This is a genomic window from Acidovorax sp. Q11, from assembly GCF_054950075.1.
On the sequence record NZ_JBUDZG010000026.1, the window covers coordinates 25688 to 44531 of the forward strand.

Genomic DNA, 18844 nt, shown 5'->3' on the forward strand with positions numbered 1-18844 from the left:
TTGGGAAAAAAGGGCCTGCACCATGCACGGATGGCAAGCGCCAGGCGAAGGCGGATTGTGGCATCCCGGACAATAGCGGGATGTCGGACACCACCCATTTGCTCATTCCCTGCGCCGCGAGCGCCTCCGAGGGATGCCAGCAAGCCCAACAGGGCCTCGCCCTGCCCCACCTGGACCGGCTCCTCGCCCGGCTCAGCCCCCACCCCACCCTGAGCGACGACGGCGAAGAAACCAGCTTCACCCCCCCGCACGAACGCGCCCTGGCCAGCGCCCTGGGCCTGCCTGCCGAAGACGGCCACATCCCCTGGGCCGCCTGGCACCGCCACCAGCAGGGGCTTTCAACGGGCGAAGAAGCCTGGGCCTTTGTCACCCCCTGCCAGTGGCAGGTCAGCACCGACCACGTCACGCTGCGCGACCCGGAGCAACTGGGCCTGGATGAAGCCGCATCGCGCGCGCTACTGTCCATCGTGGCGCCCTGGTTTGCCGAAGACGGCATCACCCTGCACTACGACCAGCCCACGCGCTGGCTCGCCAGCGGCCCGTTGTTTGCCAACCTGGCCACCGCCTCGCTGGAAAGGGTGCTGCTGCGCGACGTGCGCGCCTGGATGCCCGACGCCAAACAGGCCCGCACCCTGCACCGACTGCACAGCGAGATGCAGATGCTGCTCTACACCCACACCTTCAACGACGAGCGCGGGGCGCGCGGGCTACCGGTGGTCAACTCTTTCTGGGTGCATGGCGCGGGCGCGCTGCCCCAGCCGGTGCCCGCCCTTTCTGTCCCCCCCGCCATGCCCACCCCGCTGCGCGACGCCGCGCTGCGCGAAGATTGGCGCGCCTGGGCCCAGGCCTGGGCCGCGTTGGACGCGGGCCCTGTGGCCGACCTGCTGCGCCGGGCCGAGACAGGCGCCCCTGTGATGCTCACGCTGTGCGGCGAGCGCAATGCGCGGGCTTTTCACAGCGCGCCCCGCTCGCTGGCCCAGCGTTTTCAAAGCTTTTTTCGGCCTCTGCGCGCGACAGATCTACTCCACAAGCTATGAAAATAGTAGCAAGAGACATCCCCCCCCGCGCTGCCTGGGCGCTGGAGCAGGCCGGTGTGCACCCGCTGCTGGCCCGTCTGTACGCCGCGCGCGGCGTGCGCGCCCATGAGGAGCTGGACGACGGCCTGGGCCGCCTGCTGCCCCCTTCGGGGTTGAAAGGCATCGACGACGCTGCCCGCCTGCTGGCCGATGCCATGGCCCAGCACAAGCGCCTGGTCATCGTGGCCGACTATGACTGCGACGGCGCCACCGCCTGCGCCGTGGGCGTGCGCGGCCTGCGCCTGCTGGGCGCCCAGAACGTGGACTACCTGGTGCCCGACCGCGTGACGGACGGCTACGGCCTCACCCCGCCCATCGCCCGGCGCGTGGCCGAGCGCGGTGCTGACGTGCTGATCACTGTGGACAACGGCATCGCCAGCGTGGAGGGCGTGGCCGAGGCCAAGGCCCTGGGCCTGCAAGTGCTCGTCACCGACCACCACCTGCCCGGCCCGGCGCTGCCTGCGGCCGATGCCATCGTCAACCCCAACCAGCCCGGCTGCACGTTCGAGAGCAAGTCCATGGCCGGGGTGGGCGTGATGTTTTACGTGCTGCTGGCGCTGCGCGCCGAGCTGCGGGCGCGCGGAGTCTTTGACGCATCGAGCGCCGCCGGGCCGCCCCAAGGCGCGAGCGCCCCAGGCACCGGCCCGACCGGGGCCCCTCCCCCGGCTGAGGGCAGCGAACCACACGCAGTGGGGAGCGTGGGGGCACACAAGCCCTTGCAGCCGAAGCTCGACCCGCTGCTCACCCTGGTCGCCCTGGGCACCGTGGCCGACGTGGTCAAGCTCGACGCCAACAACCGCCGTCTGGTGGCCCAGGGCCTCAAACGCATCCGCATGGGCCAGATGCCCGCAGGCATCGCCGCACTCTTCCACGCCGCAGGCCGCAAGGCGCCTGCCGCCACCACCTTCGACTTTGGTTTCGCTTTAGGCCCGCGCATCAACGCTGCCGGGCGCCTGGCCGACATGACGCTGGGCATCGAATGCCTGCTGACCGACGACGCAGGCCGCGCCGCAGAACTCGCCAGCACGCTCGACGGCATCAACCGCGAGCGCCGCGAAATCGAAGGCGGCATGCGCGAGCAGGCCATGCTGATGGCCGAGAGCCTGTTTGACGAGAGCGAGGAGCCCCCGCCCGCCATCAGCGTGTTCGACCCCGACTTCCACGAAGGCGTGGTCGGCATCGTGGCCAGCCGCATCAAGGACAAGCTGCACCGCCCCACCTTTGTGTTTGCCGCCAGCAGCGCGCCGGGCAAGGAGCACGAACTCAAAGGCTCGGGCCGCTCCATCCCCGGCTTTCACCTGCGCGACGCACTCGACCTGGTGGCCAAGCGCCATCCGGGCGTGTTGCTGAAGTTCGGCGGTCACGCCATGGCGGCGGGCTGCACGGTGGCCGAAGAAGCGTTCGACGTGTTCGAGCAGGCCTTTGCCCAGGTCGCGCAGGAATGGCTGGACGCCGCCACCCTCACCCGCAAGATCGAGACCGACGGCCCCCTAGCGCCCGAGTACTGCCGTGCCGACATGGTGGACACCCTGCACCGCGAGGTCTGGGGCCAGGGTTTTGCGCCCCCCACCTTCAGCGAAGAAGTGCAGGTGCTGAGCCAGCGCCTGGTGGGCGAGGCCAAGAACCACCTGTCGCTCAAGCTCATGCACCAGGGCAATCCCGTGGACGCCATCTGGTTCGGCCACACCGAGCAACTGCCCGCGCGCGTGTTGCTGGCCTTCCGGCTCGATGTGAACGAGTGGAAGGGCGAGCGCAAAGTGCAGTTTTTGGTGGAAGGGGCGCAGCTGTAGGTCGGAGTCGCCGCCGAAATCAGGGGCCAAGCCGCCTGATTGCGACCTGTCGCAGATGCCTCCCCCGTCCGTTCGGGCTGAGCCAGTCGAAGCCAGGCACTTTGCACGAACAGCCCCTTCGACAGACTCAAGGCAAACGACCTGCCTCCGGCCGTCACTCATCAAGCCAAATTGGCCTCTAGCGCTTGATAGTCAATCGCAAGCAGCTACGCTTTCAGTAGCAAAAGCAGATGCTTACTCAAACACCCTCACCCCTGCGGCGACAAAAACTGAATAGGCCGCAACGGCAACCGCCGCCGTGCCTGATCCGTCAGCTTGCCGTAGTGCTCCACCCACAGGTCAAACAAGGTATCGAGCCCAATCAGCGTGATGCGCCGCTTCTCCTGCGTGCGCGCCTCAGTGGCAGCATCCTTGGTAAAGCCGCCCGTGCACACGAACAGCCCCACATCACTATCGCCCAGCAGCGCCATGAACGAGCGCAAGCCATCCACACTGACAGCCTCCTTTTGCCGCTTCACCTGCACCTTGATGCGCGGCGGGCGGGTGCCCAGCACATCCGGCTGGGCCAGGATGTCAATGCCCCCATCTTTACCGGGTGGAGACACCCAGCTCACGTAATAGCCCATGGCCCGCAACAGGTCGGCCACCAGCTCCTGAAACTCGTAGGGCGGCATATTGCGCAGGTACTGCGCAATCTCGGCCCATGCGTGCTCCTCGGCCTCTTCAAACGTAATGCTCACGGCCTTGGCGGTGTTGTCTTGGGCCAATGGGTCAGGGTCAGGCGCGGTGCTGGGCGATGGGGCCGCATCTGCATCGGGCTGCGCAGCCTTCCACTCGGCATACAACTTACAGGCGCGGCGGTAAAAAGCCTCCGGGTCCACCAGCTCGGCATAGGCCTTGCGGCCCTCATCGGTAATCGTCCAGATCCCTTTTTCCTTGACCAACCAACCGGCCTTCACGCAGTCCACAGTGGCAAACCGCACGATTTTGTCAAAGCGCCGCCCGCCAGAGTCGTAAGAGTCTGCCTCGTAGGGTGTCAACGTCACGCGCTCTGCCAGTGCAGCCAAGGCCGCACTGGCCTGCAAGCCTTCGGGTGCGGCCATCAAAAGCTTGAACAGCTCGCGCAACAGTTCGCCGGTGCGGCGGCGGGTGATTTCAGCCATTCATTGCCTCCGTTTAACTCGTGTTCGTCTCACACCAACAGCGTCACCACCAGCTCCTCACCCAGCATGTCGATGACTTTCACCGCCACGGTGCTGCCTGCGAGCGGTGCGGGCAGCTCGTAGCGGCCTGCCACCAAGTCTTGCTTGCGCTCGGGCACATCGGCCAGGGCCACGTTGAACACCTGGCCGTTGTACACGGGGTCAATCAGGATGCAGTCCACCACCGCCCGCCAGTCGGTAATCTGCGCACGGAACACGCCTTGCTCCAGGTTCAGGCGCTGCATGATGGTGGGCGACACCACGTCCTGCACCTCCACCACCAGTTGATCGCCCTCGCGCCGGGCGCTGGCCTGCACCGCCAAGGGTTCGTGTTTGATGATGCCGCCCAGCTTGCGGTCGGTGCGCAGCTCCACCACGTGCAGCTTATTCACTGGGCGGTTGCGGTTGTAGGCGTCCACCCAGGCGCGGGCGTCCAGCTGCCAGCCCAGGCACACCACCATCACATCGCGCTCTTCGCTGGGGCGGGTTTTCAGCTCGTCGCGCACGGCATCCAGGTCCAGCGGGGTCAAGGGGTGGTTAAAGGGCACGATCTTGACCAGCCGCCCACCCTGCGTACCGTCAAAAAACGCATCGGTGCGCGTGCGCGCCACGCCCAGGTGCTGGCAGGCCAGCTCCACCGCCTCGTTGTGCTGGATCTGCAGGTCGTAGTCGTTGACGCGATAGGTCGCAAAGCCAAGCTGGCTGGGGCGCTGCGGGGTGTTGCCGCCCTCTACCAAGTCACCTTGTTGGGGCGCGGTGGCGGTAGCGGCCTGGGCGCGCATCAGCTCCTGAATGCGTTTGGCGGTGGTCTGGATTGCGCCTTTGTTGATGTCGCAGCCGATCCAGCGGCGGCCTAGGCGCTGGGCTGCCACAACGGTGGTGCCAGAGCCTACAAAACAGTCGAGGATCAGATCGCCCGCCGTCGAAGAAACGGTGATCAAACGATCTAGGAGCGTGTCAGGCTTTTGCGTGGGGTATCCAGAACGATCCAGCGCTTGGGAATTCACGGGGGCAATGTCTTCCCAAATATTCTGAAGCGGGATTCCAGGCATTTCGTCCAAATAGCGCTTATAGCGGGGAACACCACCAGGCTTAGGCTGCACGATTCTGCCGGCAGCGATCAACTCTTCCGCCCGAGACTTACTGAATCTCCAATGCTTGGACACGCCAAGGATTTCGTAAAACGGGTTGCCCTTCTCCGCTCCGCCTGGGCCAGTGATATCGAAAAGTTGATAGCGACGACCATCCTCCTCAACTTGGCTGTACTTCTTCAGGTACTCCTCTTCGTACGGGACGTATTGAGTATTGAAAGTGAATTGATCGCTTTTCGTGGCGACAAGGATGACGTCATTGATGCTTCCAAAAGACTTGTTGCCTTGTGCGGTGTTGCTATGCGCGCTTGTCCGCTTCCAAATTACTTCACTCACGAAGTTCTCGGAACCAAAGACCTCTTCGACAAGACAGCGCAAATGGTGGTGTTTTCGCCAATCGCAGTGCAGATATAGCGTGCCATCGTCCGCCAGTAACTCCCGCAACATCAACAACCGCTCATACATGAACTGCAGGTAGTTGTCGTTCGCCCAAATATCGCTGTACTGCACCTGCTCGCCCAGCGTGTAGTCCTCGCCATCAATCTTGACCGTGCCTTTGGCGCCGCGCAGTTGCACCTTGCGCACATAGTCGGCGCCGCTGTCAAACGGCGGGTCGATGTAGATGAGCTTGACCTTGCCGCGAAAGCCGTTGGCCAGCAGGTGGGCCAGCACGTCTTTGTTGTCGCCGTGGTAGAGCAGGCCGCCCTGGGGCAGGTCTTGGGGCCAGTCGCTCCAGTCGGCGCCGTGCAAGGCGGCGGGCTGGCCGCTGGTGGCGTCAAACCGCTCAATGGCCTGCGCCGGGTAGGCGCGCACGCGGGCCAAGGGCTTTTTGCCCACCCAGGTGAGCATGGGGCGGCCCTTGGCCTTGGTGATGGTGACGTCTTTGGGCTTTTGGGTGTTCTCGGTCATGGCGGTGTGTATTCGGGGGGTGCGGGGGCAGGCGCGCAGCGATCAGGTGTGGGGCGTAGCGGTGGCTGTTTCGGTATCGGCGGCAGTGTTCAAGCGCCGCGAATGAAGTCGCGCACCTGTGCGTAGCCCTCGGGCTTCAGGTCGCTGCCGTCGGCAAACATGACGTGGTAGGCCAGCTTGTCGGGGTTCAGGCCCTCCCACTGCTTCAGGGCCACGGCTTTTTTGCCTTCCAGCGTTTGCGCGGCTTCGCCCCGGCCCAGGCGGGCCATGTCGGCGGTGATGTCGGGGCTGAAGCCGTCGCGCTTGATTTCGACCACCAGGTGTTTGCCATCGGCGCGGCGCAGTACAAAGTCGGGGGTGTAGCGGTGCCAGCGGCCATCGTCGCCCAGGTATTCGGCGTACAGGTCGGTCTTGGCAGGGTCGGTGATGCCGCCGGTAAACCACACCCCTTCGATTTGGTGCTCCCCAGGCTGCAGCTGGGCCAGCGCCCATTTCAAAAAGTCGGCCTCGGGCTGGGAGTCAAAGTTGTAGCCCTCGTAGTGAAAGCTGCGCGCCAGTGCGTGGGTGGCGTCTGCCGTGTCTGTGGCGCTGAGGTAGAGCTTGTCTTTGTCTTTGGCAAAGCTGATGCGGGCGGTGTACACGCTGTGGCCGCCGCGCTCTGTGCGGTCAAAGCCGTCGGCCTTCACCAAGGCAATGGCCACGTCGATTTCTTCAAAATGGGCTTCGTACTGCGCACGCTGCGCCTCTATCTGCAGGCCCAGCGCGTCGAGGTGGTAGTTGGGCACGTCGCCACCCGCGCCGTAGGCTTGGCGCAGGGCGGCCAGCACTTCGGCGGTGGGCAGGTGGTAGTTGGCGGCCAGCTCGGCGGCGGCGGTGTAGGCGTCCAGCTCGGGCGGCGGGGCGGGCAGCTGGTCGCCACCGCCATCGACCTTTTGCAGCGCGGTGTTGCCCGATGCGGTTTGCACGGGCGTCAAGGTTTCTACCGTGATGCCTGCGGGGGCGGCCACATGGGTGGGCACGGTGAAGTGCAGCGGCGCGGTGCTGGCGGGGTCGCCCACCTTGCGGCGGTAGCGCAGCACACGCTTTTTGATGAGCAGCGGCGGCAGGTGCGGCCGGTGCAGCACGATTTCGCGCTCCACCCGCTCGGCCTGCTGGGCGCCCAGGTCTTTGAGCGATGTGCCGTAGGTTTCGGCCAGTTGGGATTCGAGCGTTTTTTTGTTGCTGTCGGTCAGGTACACGCGGGCGGGCATGGTGTTGCCCGGCACCTGGCGCAGGCAGCGGGTGGCGGCTTGCAGCACAAAGTTGTTGCTGTTGGCCAGCTTGCGCACCAAGGCGGTGGCAAATAGGCTGGGGCAGTTCCAGCCCTCGGTGCCCATGTTGACCAACAGCAGCACGCGCTCGGGGGCCTCGGGGTTGCGGGCCACGGCCTCAAACTGGCGGCGCGTGGCTTCGCTGCTTTTGCCGTCCACCGCCAAGATGGTGTCGGTACCAATGCCGCGCAGGGCCAGGGCCGACTCCACCGCACCGCGCAGTTCGTCGCGGGTTTCGATGTTGGGAAAGTACAGGGCCAGGCGGGCGGGTGCGCCGGGGTTGCCACCCACAGGCGGCAGGCGCACAGCCCAGTAATCGCGCACAAAGTCCTCAATCACGTTGGCTACCAGGGTGTCTGCCTCGCCGTCGCCCAGGTCAAACACCTTGATGTTGTTGGCCAGCTCTTTCAACACACCGTCGCGAATGCCTTCGCCCAACCCGTACCACACCACCACGTCGCGCAGGGGCTGGCGTTCAAAATACGGCGTGCCGGTGGCGTTGATGACGACGACGAGGTTGGTCTCGGCGGCCAAGTAGTCGATGGTGCGGCGCACTTTTTTGATGCCGTCGTCCTTAAACACCAGCTCGCCGGTTTCCTTGTCCTTCTCCCACTTGCCCAGCAGTTTTTGGCCATAGGTGTGGTGAGCTTCGTCCGAGAACACGGCCAGGTGCGGCAAGGAGGCCACGGCCTGCAGGCGCAGGTTGGCCAGCTCGGTTTGCTCTTCCACCTTGGTGCCTGCAAACAAAAGCGCTTGCTGTGCATTGGCGCGTACGTTGGGCTTTTGGATGCGGATTTTTTCGGTGTTGGTGACGATGACGTTGAACGTGCTGCCCCAGACGATGGGGATTTGCTTGTCGCCGTCGCGCGTGAAGGTGAGCTTGAGGCTGGCCGCAAAGGGCTTGTGCATGCGAGGCGGCAGCAACTTGTCGTAAGGCACGTCGGCCAGTTCGCGCAGCGCGCTCAAGATGGTTTTGCCGGGCGCGAAGATGAGCGCGTTTTGCACAAACGGGCCTTCGGGGTATTCCATGGCCATGGCAAATTCGGTGGCCACGATGGAGCCCATCAGAATGGTTTTGCCCGCACCCATGGCCAGCGCGAGGATGTAGCTGGCGTAGTCCAGCGTCAGAGATTCGCGCAGGCTCTCCAGGTGGTTGTCGCGCACAAACTGGTTGTCTTCACGCACCCGCTGGATCAAGGCGTTGTAGTTGTACTTGGCTTCCTTGAACAGCTTTTCGTTGACGCCCATGGCGTCGAGCCGGTCGGGCAGGTCTTCAAACAGTTGCTCATACAGCTCGGGCACCTTGGGGGTGCCCAGCACCAGGCGCAGGTACCAGTAGGTTTCCAGGGCGCGCAGTTGGGCGCGGCGCAGGTAGCGCAGTTGGCCGGATTCACCCTCTTCCAGCGCGAACTCCAGAATCTCGCGGATGGCGGGGAATTCGTCGCACGGGTAGTTGGCGGTGCGCCATGCGTCTACGCGCTGTGAGAGCGCTTGGTACAGATACGTCATTGGCTTGGTGTTTCTACGGAACTCATGATTTTCACCGCTGGCCCAGCAAGGGCGAACGGCCGATTTTTTCTTGTGAACTCGCCAGCTTCGGCGGCGCTGAAAACCCCTCAAACGCCGCCCCCGCCTGCCAGTCCCCCACCGCATACACCCCCGCATCGCGCAGGCCCTGCACGCCTTCGGCCCAGGCCATGAGCATGCGTTTGCCGATGTCTTCAAACCCAGGGTGCTGGGCCATGGCCTGGCGCACCTGGGGCGCCACATCGGCCACGGCGTCGCTGATGGCTTGCACCATGTATTGCTGCTCTTTGGGCTGGATGCCAAAGGTGGCAGCGATGAACTTTTGCAGGTTTTTGCCGGGCGCCCAGGTGCGTTTGCCCATGAAGTCGATGGCGGGCGGGTTGTGCTGAAAGCCTGCGTACACGCTGGTGGTGAGCATGTCGTAGGCGGGTGACAGGTGGGCGTTGGCCCGGCTGGTGTAGAGCAGGGCCAGGTTTTTGGCGTGGCAGTCGGCGTTGCGCAGGGCATACGTCAGCAGCAAGGTGGTGGCCAGCTGGCGGAAGGTGGCCAGCCGCTGTGCGCCGGGCACGTGGTCGCGCACGGCTTTGGCGATGCGCTCCCAGGTGGTGTCGTATTTGGCGGCGGGGCGCAGGCCCAGCAGGCTGCAAAAGTCTTCCATGCCCCACAGGGGCTGGCCGTGTTCGTCCACATCAAAGCGGTGCACCACCAGGGCCTGGCCGTCGTCCGACACTTCGGTTTGGGCGGCGGGCATGACCCGGCGGGCGACCTGCATGCACAGGTGTTCGTTGAGCGCGACAAAGGGCAGTTGGGCACTGGAGCCTTTGATGATGTGGCGGCGGGTGGTGAGGCTGGCTTTTGGGTGGGGCCCGAGGGCGGGTTCGGGCTGGCGCAGGGCTTCGACAAGCTCAGCCTGAACGGTTGGGGAAGTTGTCTGGGCGTCCAGAAACTTGGGCACCACACCCGATACACCGCTGGTGGCGTGCTGGTGCACCAGCGCGGCAAAGGCAGCTTCGGAGTTGTCGCCCTTGAGCAGCTCGGCCACTTCGATGGGCTGGGCAGGTTCATTGAGCTGCGCGCCGGGCGCAGCTACCTGCAGGCGACCCACCATGTTGCGGCCGATGACGGACAGCAGTGCGATGGGGCTGGCACCAATGTGCGGGCCAAACTGTTCTTGCAGCACCTGTAGCAGGTAGCCCTCGGGCAGGTTCATTTGCAACACGGGCGGGAGCTGGTCGTCCCACACGTAGCTTTCCAGCCGCACAGGCATGGTGAGGGAGACAAAGTCGTCTGCCGCCACGTGCGGGTGGTAGGTGAGCACGCTTTTGAAGTCACCGGATTGTTCGAGCGTGGCCACTTCGCGGCCCAGCACGTAGACGGACAACTGCATTACCGGCTCCCCGTTTTGTTGAATGTGCCGGGGGCATCGGCTGCGCTGGCCGCGCGGGGGGCTGGGGTCTGCGCGCGTTCGCGGCGCAGTTCGTCCAGGTTGCCCGCCTGACCTTGCACGACGATGTCTAGCTCGGCCCCCAGCACGGCGAGCACGGCCAGCAGCTTGCGAGAGCCAAATTCGGCCGACCTGCCGCGCTCAAAGCGGGACAGGGATTCAGCCGTGACGCCAGCCTGCGCCGCTACCTCGCCCTGCTTAAGGCCTAGCAACTTGCGACGTGTGGCGACGGCTTCACCGAGTTCTTGGAGGGTTTGCAATTGATATTTGCGTCAAAATTTTTTTAATACTACACATTTTTGATGCAAAAATCAAAAATTGAACCAAGCAGGCTATAGCCACTAGCCAGAGCGCTTGGTTGGGAGTCAAAACAGACTTCATCTTTGTTGAACCGACCCTTAGCCAGAGCCGTTCGCACCGTTTACAGATCCGCGTGACTGGCTCACCGCCCTTCCCCAATTACAGAAACCTGATGGGGCATTTTTCGGGATCGCGCCGCGCGAGGCGGATGTTGACCAAGGGAATTGGAGAGATCCTTGCGTAGTACACCGAAACAAAAAGGCAGCCAAAGCTGCCTTGCTGTCCAACCGGTCGGCTGGCCGATCATCCAAATAGCCGCCTGCGCTTGATAGTCATACGCTGGCAGCTATCGATTTAGAAACTCTCCCAATCGTCATCGCCTCCCTGCGCCGCAGCCTTGCTGGCAGGTGCAGGGACGGGGGCTTTGGCGGCGGGCAGGCGTGCAGGCGCTGGCGTTGGTGCTTTGGCTGCTGCCGACGCCACACGAGGAGCACCGGCCGCAGCTTTGGCCGCGACGGGCCGGGGCGCAGGTGCTGCCCGGGGCGCCGCCACCGGGGCCCGCGCCGCCACCGCACCCACGTTGAACACCGACACCACCTCTGCCAGCCGCTGTGCCTGGTCGCGCATCGACGCGGCGGCCGCCGTCGATTCCTCCACCAGCGCTGCGTTCTGCTGCGTCATCTGGTCCAGGTGCGTCACCGCCTGGTTGACCTGGGCGATGCCGTCGCGCTGCTCGGTCGATGATGCCGTGATCTCTCCGATCAGGTCGCTCACGCGCTGCACGCTGGCAACGATCTCTTTCATGCTTTGACCGGCCTGCGCTACCTGGGCCGAGCCCGATTCCACGTTTTGCACGCTGGCGCTGATCAGGTTTTTGATCTCTTTGGCCGCCTCGGCGCTGCGCTGGGCCAGGCTGCGCACTTCGCTGGCCACCACCGCAAAGCCACGGCCTTGTTCGCCCGCACGGGCGGCTTCCACCGCTGCGTTCAGCGCCAGGATGTTGGTTTGGAACGCAATGCCGTCGATGGTGCCGATGATGTCGCTGATCTTTTTGCTGCTGTCGGTGATCTGCTGCATGCTGCTGACCACCTGCCCCACCACTTCGCCGCCCCGGGTTGCAGCCTGGGCGGCGGTGCCTGCGAGCTGGTTGGCCTGGCGCGCCGTGTCGGCCGACTGGCTCACCGTGGCCGTGAGCTGTTCCATGCTGGCTGCAGTTTCTTCCAGGTTCGAGGCCGTCTGCTCGGTGCGCGCCGACAGGTCGTGATTGCCGTTGGCTATCTCAATGGACGCCGTGGACACCGAGTCCACCCCGTGGCGCACCTCGCTCACCACCGTGCGCAGCCGCGCCGACATGACCGACAGCGAGCGCAGCATGTGGCCGAATTCGTCCTTGCGGGTGGATTGCAGATCCCGCGTCAGGTCACCGGCTGCAATGGCGTCGATGGTCTCGACCGCCTGGCCGAGCGGTACGGTGATGGAGTGCACCAGCTTCCAGGCCAGGAACAGGCCCACCGCCATAAGGATCAACGAAGTAACCGCGCCCCAGACCGCGTACTCCACTCGCCGTGCCGTGGCGTCAGCCCGGATCACGTCGCGACGCTTTTCCAACGTGGAAACAAAGTCGTCCTGCGCCTTGAGGTACTTGGTGACCAGGGGGGCAAACTCGTCGTCCGCATATCGCTGGGTAGCCACGGCGTCTCCTGCGCCCTTCAGCTCCCAGGTCTTGGCGGTGGCGGCCAGCACGGCCTTGCGCGCATCCAGCACCTTGTCGAGCGCGGCTTTTTCTTCGGGCGCGGTGGCAGACGCAACGATCTTCTCCTGCACCTTGTTGATGTTGCCGATGATTTCCTTGACCTTGGCGCCGTATTGCTCGGCCAGCACCGAGTCGGTGGTCACCGCGCCGCCCATGACCATGGTGACGGCGGTTTCGGTGGCGCCACGCCAGCGCACGGCCGACGAGATGCGGGCTTCGATCTCGACCACGGCATCGATGGCCGAAGACATGGATGTGTTTGCACGGTTCTGCGCAAAGCCCGAGAGCAGCATCATGCCGATCATCAGACCCAGGAAGGCGCCCCAGAGCTTGCGGGAGACGCGGATATTGTCGAATTGCATGGTTGGTAGTTCCTCGTGGACCGGTGATGTCTCTCTCATGTTCTGCGCATGCCGCAAAGGAAACATTCGATTACATCAATGACAGGCCATAGCCTACGCCAGCCCGGCACGCTGCTGGGCCCGCACCCCACCGGGAAATACCCGCATCCAGAAATCGCCAGAAATGCGCGAACGAAAAAGCCGCGAACACCAGGCCCTGCGCCCCCGCCGGGCAGCGCCACGCAAAGAGGCCACCCAAGGGAGCAGAAATTTGAAGAAAAATGGCCTCGTCCGCGCTACCCCATTGCCTTGATAGCTATCAATTCAGGAGTAACTGCGCGACAAGGGCTGGGCCGTGTCAGAAGCTCTCCCATTCGTCGTCATTGCCACCTGCTGCTGCACGGGGGGTCGGTGCGGGGGAGGACGCAGCAGAGGGCGCGGGTGCAACCTTGGGGGCGGCAGGCGCCTTGCCCGCCAGCCGGGCGGTCACCGGAGCCTTGGCGGTGGCTGCGGATGCAGGTTTGCTACCGATGCCGCCCACCCGCGCTGCCGCAGGAGCGGGCCGGTGCGCAGGCGCTGGTGCCGCCCGGGGCGCCGCTGCCGGGGCCCGCGCCGCCACCGCGCCCACGTTGAACACCGACACCACCTCTGCCAGCCGCTGTGCCTGGTCGCGCATCGACGCGGCGGCCGCCGTCGATTCCTCCACCAGCGCTGCGTTCTGCTGGGTCATCTGATCGAGGTGCGTCACCGCCTGGTTGACCTGGGCGATGCCGTCGCGCTGCTCGGTCGACGATGCCGTGATCTCTCCGATCAGGTCGCTCACGCGCTGCACGCTGGCAACGATCTCTTCCATGCTTTGACCGGCCTGCGCTACCTGGGCCGAGCCCGATTCCACGTTTTGCACGCTGGCGCTGATCAGGTTTTTGATCTCTTTGGCCGCCTCGGCGCTGCGCTGGGCCAGGCTGCGCACTTCGCTGGCCACCACCGCAAAGCCTCGGCCTTGTTCGCCCGCACGGGCGGCTTCCACCGCTGCGTTCAGCGCCAGGATGTTGGTTTGGAACGCAATGCCGTCGATGGTGCCGATGATGTCGCTGATCTTTTTGCTGCTGTCGGTGATCTGCTGCATGCTGCTGACCACCTGGCCCACCACTTCGCCGCCCCGGGCTGCAGCCTGGGCGGCCGTGCCTGCGAGCTGGTTGGCCTGGCGCGCCGTGTCGGCCGACTGGCTCACCGTGGCCGTGAGCTGTTCCATGCTGGCTGCAGTTTCTTCCAGGTTCGAGGCCGTCTGCTCGGTGCGCGCCGACAGGTCGTGGTTGCCGTTGGCGATCTCCACCGACGCCGACGACACCGAGTTCACCCCTGTTCGAACTTCACCCACCACCGCACGCAACCGCGCCGACATGGCCGATAGGGCCCGCGTAAGCACACCCAACTCGTCCTTGCGGTCGTCATGGATGTCCTGCGTGAGGTCGCCCGCTGAGATGGATTGGGCCAACGCAACAGCCCGCTCCAGCGGGCGCATGATGGAGCGCACAAGCCCGGTCGCCAACAGCATGCCTATCACGACCAAAAAAGCGGCAGGAATCAGTTCCACTATCACCAATTTGTCGCGCGTTGCGTGCGACACTTGTAACGCAGCTGCGCGCAGGCGCTCTTGCACAACCACAAATTTGTCGATCGACTCCAGGTAGGCCACGATCTTGGGGCGGTATACGTTGGCCAAGTAAGCCTGTTTGGCGGCAACATCTCCGGCATCGATGAGCTCCTTGAGCTTGTCGGTCTGGCCCCGCACATCGGCCCGCGCGGCCGCCACAGCGGCCAGAGCGGTCTTTTCATCGGCCGAAGTGGCGGACTTGTTGATCTTTTCTTGAATCGGGGTGATGCGCGCCGTGAGCGCAGCCACCCGGGTGTCAAAGTCGGCCTTGAGCGCCTGGTCGCTGGTCACAAAACTGGCCATCGACATCGTGACCGCCACCTCGGCCAGTCCGCGCCAGTTGACAGCCGTGACGATAGCGGAGTCATACTGATCTATGGCCGCTTCGGTGTCATTCATCACCCGCTCTATATAAATCTGAGTCCCAACGAATTCCACCAGCAACAGTACCGGCAAACAGAGGATCACGCCCCACAACTTGTGCGCCACTCGCAGATCGTTCAATTTCATAGGTGTCCCTTCATATATGCCAAGAATTGGCGGGCTGCCGTCAGCGTATCCTAACGAGGCCTGCGCAACACTGATGGAGCTTGAATAGTTTTTTCGATCCTGTTGACCGTGCTGGCAGTGTTGCGGAGTTGAGCAAGCGGCGTATCGGTACAAGCCCTAAAATGTGCCCGGTGACCCCCATACTCAATGCCGACCTGCACTGCCACTCTGTCGTCTCCGACGGAACCCTGACCCCCGAAGACCTGGCCGCGCGGGCCAAAGCCAACGGTGTCGAGCTGTGGGCGTTGACGGACCACGACGAAGTTGGCGGCCAGCACCGCGCCGCCGTTGCCGCCCATGCGCAGGGCATGGCCTACCTCACCGGCACCGAAATTTCGGTCACCTTTGCCGACACCACCGTGCACATCGTCGGCCTGGGTTTCGACCCCGACGACGCCCAGCTGGCCCAGGGCCTGGCCGCCACCCGTGGCGGGCGCAGTGAACGCGCCCAGGACATGGCGGCACAGCTGGCGCAGGTGGGCATCCACGGTGCCTACGAAGGCGCGTTGCAGTTTGTGGGCAACCCTGACCTGATCTCGCGCACGCACTTCGCGCGTTTCCTGGTGGAAAGTGGCGTGTGCAAAGACACCTCCGAGGTATTCCGCAAGTACCTCATCGAAGGCAAACCCGGCTATGTGCCCCACCGCTGGGCCAGCCTGGGCGATGCGGTGCGCTGGATCACCGAGGCGGGTGGCATGGCAGTGATTGCCCACCCGGCACGCTACAAGTTCACGGCCAACGAGGAGTACGCGCTGTTCTCCGAGTTCAAGCAGCACGGCGGGCGCGGCGTGGAGGTGGTGACCGGCAGCCACAGCGCCGCCGAATACGTGACCTACGCCGCCATGGCGCAGGAATTCGACCTGGCCGCCTCGCGCGGCAGCGACTTCCACAGCCCCGACGAATCCCACACCGACCTGGGCACGCTGCCCCTGCTGCCGGGCCAGCTCACCCCCGTGTGGGAGCTGCTGGCCCACCGTATCCAGCTGCCTCCAGTCTGAACAGCCTCACCCCACGCCCATGGCCCAGTATTTCGAAGTCCACCCCGACAACCCGCAGCCACGCCTGCTCAAGCAAGGCGCGGTGCTGCTGCAAAAGGGCGGCATCCTGGCCGTGCCCACCGACTCCAGCTACGCGCTGGTCTGCCACCTGGACGACAAGGACGCCGTGGACCGCCTGCGCCGCATCCGCCAGGTGGACGAGAAGCACCACCTCACCCTGTTGTGCCGTGATCTGTCAGAGCTGGCCAACTACGCGCGGGTGGACAACCGCCAGTACCGCCTGCTCAAGCTGGGCACGCCCGGGCCCTACACCTTCATCCTCGAAGCCACCAAGGAAGTGCCGCGCCGCGTGAGCCACCCCTCGCGCAAGACCATCGGCCTGCGTGTGCCCGACCGCAAGGGCCTGCAACTGCTGCTGGAGCTGCACGGCGCGCCCCTGCTGGCCACCACGCTGATCCCGGCAGGCGAAACAGAGCCACTGAACGACCCGCAGGAAATCCGCGCGCGGTATGAAAAGCTGCTGGACGCCATCGTGGATGCAGGCGCCTGCCCGCTGGAGCCCACCACGGTGGTGGACCTGACCCCCATGGGCGCCGGTGGCGACCCCGAGGTGGTGCGCGAAGGGCGCGGCAGCCTGCAGGCGCTGGGGTTGTAAAACGGACCTCCGGTGGCCCGCCCGTGCCCAGTCGGAGCGATCTTGAGGATCAGCCAAAGCGCTTGTCAAAAAGCGTATCTCCATCGTTCATGTTGCAGCGCCCACATCTGGCGCTGCGCAAGGCCAGCGCCACCGTGGAGCTGACTTTGCCAGGCCACTGGTGGCGTCCCCCTGAGGGGGAAGCGGCGCAGCCGCTCAGGGGGCTACAACTTGAACGCGCCCACGGCCTGCTCCAGATCGCGCGCCTGAGCGGTCAATGAGGATGCGGTGGCCACGGCGCTCTGCACCAGCGCCGCCGTGTCCTGGGTCGTGCCGTCCATGTGGGCCACGGCCTGGTTCACGTGGGTGATGGCCTCGCTCTGCTCGCGCAGGGCCACGGAGATTTCGCCCAGCAAGGCGCTCACCTGACCCACGGCGCCAACGATTTCTTCCATGGTCTTGCCGGCCTGGCCCACCTGGCCCGCGCCGCTTTCGACCTGCTCGACGGATGCGCTGATCAGCGCCTTGATCTCGCGCGCGGCCACCGCGCTGCGCTGGGCCAGGTTGCGCACCTCGCTGGCCACCACGGCAAAACCCCGGCCCTGCTCACCCGCGCGCGCGGCCTCCACAGCGGCGTTCAGCGCCAGGATGTTGGTCTGGAAGGCGATGCCCTCGATGACCTGGATGATGTCCACGATCTTGCGCGAGCTGCCGCTAATGGCCTGCATGGTCTGCACCACCTCGCCCACCACGGTGCCGCCCTGCTCGGCAATGGCCGAGGCCTTGACGGCCAGGCCGCTGGCCGAATGGGCGCGCTCGGCGTTCTGGCGCACGGTGGCCGTGAGCTGCTCCATGCTGGCGGCCGTCTGGGTGAGGGATGACACCTGGTCTTCGGCGCGGCGCGAGAGATCGGTGTTGCCGTGGTCGATGTCGGCGGCCGAGGCGCTGATCGCGTCGGCGTCCTGCTTGATGCGCGAGACCAGATCGGTCAGCGTGTCTTCCATGGTGCCCAGCGCGCCCAGCAGGCGGCCAAAGTCGCCCTGCAGCTCGGAGCTGAACTCCTGGCTCAGGTCGCCCGAGGCCACGGTTTCGGCGATCAGGATGGCCTGGTTCAGCGGCGCCACAATGCCCGCGCGCAGGCTGACCACAGCCAGCAGCGCCAGCACGAACACCACCACGCTGCAGCCAATGGCCCAGGCCCGCACGCTGCCCAGGTGGGCCTGCGCGGCCTGCACCTGCTGTGCGCCCACCGCACCGCCCTGCAGGGCCTGCTGCGCCCCGCCAATGCCCGACAGCACCATGGCCATCAACAGCAGCACCACCAGGCCAATGCCACCAAACGCCAGCGTCAGGCGTGTTCCGATCTTCAGATGGTTCAACATGCGCGTCGTCTCTCTAGAACTGTTGTAGTGATTTTTGAGGGGCACACCCGGCGTGGGCCCGCAACCTGCAATGATCGCCCAGCCGGGCATGCCTCCCGCGTACGTACAACCCACAATCGCCCAACCCGCCGCCTGCGGGACCGCGGGGCAGCAGGCGGTCTGAGACAATCCCCCGGGTGGACACATCCAATCTCATCCAAACCGTTCTGATCTACGCCCTGCCGGTGCTGTTTGCCATCACCGTGCACGAGGCAGCCCATGGCTACGCGGCGCGCCACTTTGGCGACAACACCGCGTTCATGATGGGGCGCATCACACTCAACCCCCTCAAGCACATCGACCCGGTGGGCACCATCCTGATGCCGCTGCTGCTGTACTTTGCGACTTCGGGGGCGTTCCTGTTCGGCTACGCCAAGCCGGTGCCGGTCAACTTCGGCAACCTGCGCAAGCCCAAGCAGCACATGGTCTGGGTGGCGCTGGCGGGGCCGGCATCCAACTTCGTCCAGGCCATCGGCTGGGCCGTGCTGCTGGTGGCGCTGGTGGGCTCTGGCGTGGAAGAGCGCTTCTTCATCGAGATGGCCCGCGCGGGTGTGATGGTCAACCTGGTGATGTGGGCCTTCAACCTGTTTCCGCTGCCCCCACTCGACGGCGGGCGCATCCTGGTGGGGCTGTTGCCCTGGAAGCAGGCGCACATGGTGTCGCGCATCGAGCCCTGGGGCTTTTTCATCGTGATGGGCCTGGTGATTGCAGGCGTGGTGGGCGCCCTCTGGCTGCGCCCGCTGATGGCGCTGGGCTACAGCGCCATCAACCTGCTGCTCACGCCACTCACTGCCCTGCTGCGCTGAACGTCCTTTTTCCTTCTCTTTTCCAGCTGATTTTGTTCC

At 64.9% G+C, this 18844-nt stretch carries 13 protein-coding genes; 5 read left to right on the top strand and 8 right to left on the bottom strand.

Annotated features, from left to right (window positions below; translation table 11 throughout):
• The first annotated feature begins 80 nt into the window (after positions 1–80).
• Entirely contained in the window at positions 81–1037 is a 957-nt protein-coding gene (locus tag ACYZGB_RS17755) for a phosphoglycerate mutase (RefSeq protein ID WP_462390187.1), read from the top strand.
• A complete protein-coding gene (recJ, locus tag ACYZGB_RS17760) occupies positions 1034–2866 on the top strand; it encodes a single-stranded-DNA-specific exonuclease RecJ (RefSeq protein ID WP_462390189.1) in 1833 nt (610 codons plus the stop codon). The genes ACYZGB_RS17755 and recJ overlap by 4 nt, the downstream gene beginning before the upstream one ends.
• Before the next feature lie 248 nt (positions 2867–3114).
• On the opposite strand, the gene ACYZGB_RS17765 is transcribed toward recJ, so the two are convergent.
• The 7 genes from ACYZGB_RS17765 to ACYZGB_RS17795 form a co-directional block, all read right to left on the bottom strand.
• Positions 3115–4029 (bottom strand): restriction endonuclease, encoded by a 915-nt coding sequence (locus tag ACYZGB_RS17765; protein ID WP_462390191.1) that lies wholly within the window; start codon positions 4027–4029, stop codon positions 3115–3117.
• A 29-nt stretch (positions 4030–4058) separates the two neighbouring features.
• Complete coding sequence (locus ACYZGB_RS17770; protein ID WP_462390193.1) at positions 4059–6068, bottom strand: site-specific DNA-methyltransferase; 2010 nt, start codon at positions 6066–6068, stop codon at positions 4059–4061.
• Between the two features lie 89 nt (positions 6069–6157).
• Positions 6158–8887: a DEAD/DEAH box helicase gene (locus tag ACYZGB_RS17775; protein WP_462390194.1), complete on the bottom strand. Its 2730-nt coding sequence runs from the start codon at positions 8885–8887 to the stop codon at positions 6158–6160.
• Positions 8888–8918: 31 nt separating this feature from the next.
• Complete coding sequence (locus ACYZGB_RS17780) at positions 8919–10292, bottom strand: type II toxin-antitoxin system HipA family toxin (protein WP_462390195.1); 1374 nt, start codon at positions 10290–10292, stop codon at positions 8919–8921.
• On the bottom strand, positions 10292–10609 hold the full coding sequence (locus ACYZGB_RS17785; protein ID WP_462390197.1) for a helix-turn-helix domain-containing protein: 318 nt from the start codon (positions 10607–10609) through the stop codon (positions 10292–10294). Before ACYZGB_RS17785 ends, ACYZGB_RS17780 begins: the two co-directional genes overlap by 1 nt.
• A gap of 394 nt (positions 10610–11003) precedes the next feature.
• On the bottom strand, positions 11004–12764 hold the full coding sequence (locus ACYZGB_RS17790) for a methyl-accepting chemotaxis protein (protein ID WP_462390199.1): 1761 nt from the start codon (positions 12762–12764) through the stop codon (positions 11004–11006).
• 337 nt (positions 12765–13101) lie between these two features.
• Positions 13102–14907 carry a methyl-accepting chemotaxis protein gene (locus ACYZGB_RS17795; RefSeq protein WP_462390200.1) on the bottom strand — a complete coding sequence of 602 codons (1806 nt, stop codon included), beginning with the start codon at positions 14905–14907 and terminating at the stop codon, positions 13102–13104.
• Between the two features lie 170 nt (positions 14908–15077).
• Between ACYZGB_RS17795 and ACYZGB_RS17800 the strand changes: the two genes are divergently transcribed.
• Complete coding sequence (locus tag ACYZGB_RS17800; protein WP_462390202.1) at positions 15078–15944, top strand: 3',5'-nucleoside bisphosphate phosphatase; 867 nt, start codon at positions 15078–15080, stop codon at positions 15942–15944.
• Positions 15945–15963: 19 nt separating this feature from the next.
• The gene (locus ACYZGB_RS17805; RefSeq protein WP_462390203.1) at positions 15964–16599 is read left to right on the top strand and encodes an L-threonylcarbamoyladenylate synthase; all 636 of its coding nucleotides are present in this window, start codon (positions 15964–15966) and stop codon (positions 16597–16599) included.
• Positions 16600–16802: 203 nt separating this feature from the next.
• Here ACYZGB_RS17805 and ACYZGB_RS17810 read toward each other — a convergent pair whose 3' ends face one another.
• Complete coding sequence (locus ACYZGB_RS17810) at positions 16803–17960, bottom strand: methyl-accepting chemotaxis protein (RefSeq protein WP_462390205.1); 1158 nt, start codon at positions 17958–17960, stop codon at positions 16803–16805.
• A gap of 176 nt (positions 17961–18136) precedes the next feature.
• Here ACYZGB_RS17810 and ACYZGB_RS17815 point away from each other — a divergent pair, with 176 nt between their 5' ends.
• Complete coding sequence (locus ACYZGB_RS17815; RefSeq protein ID WP_462390206.1) at positions 18137–18805, top strand: site-2 protease family protein; 669 nt, start codon at positions 18137–18139, stop codon at positions 18803–18805.
• The last annotated feature ends 39 nt before the right edge of the window (positions 18806–18844 follow it).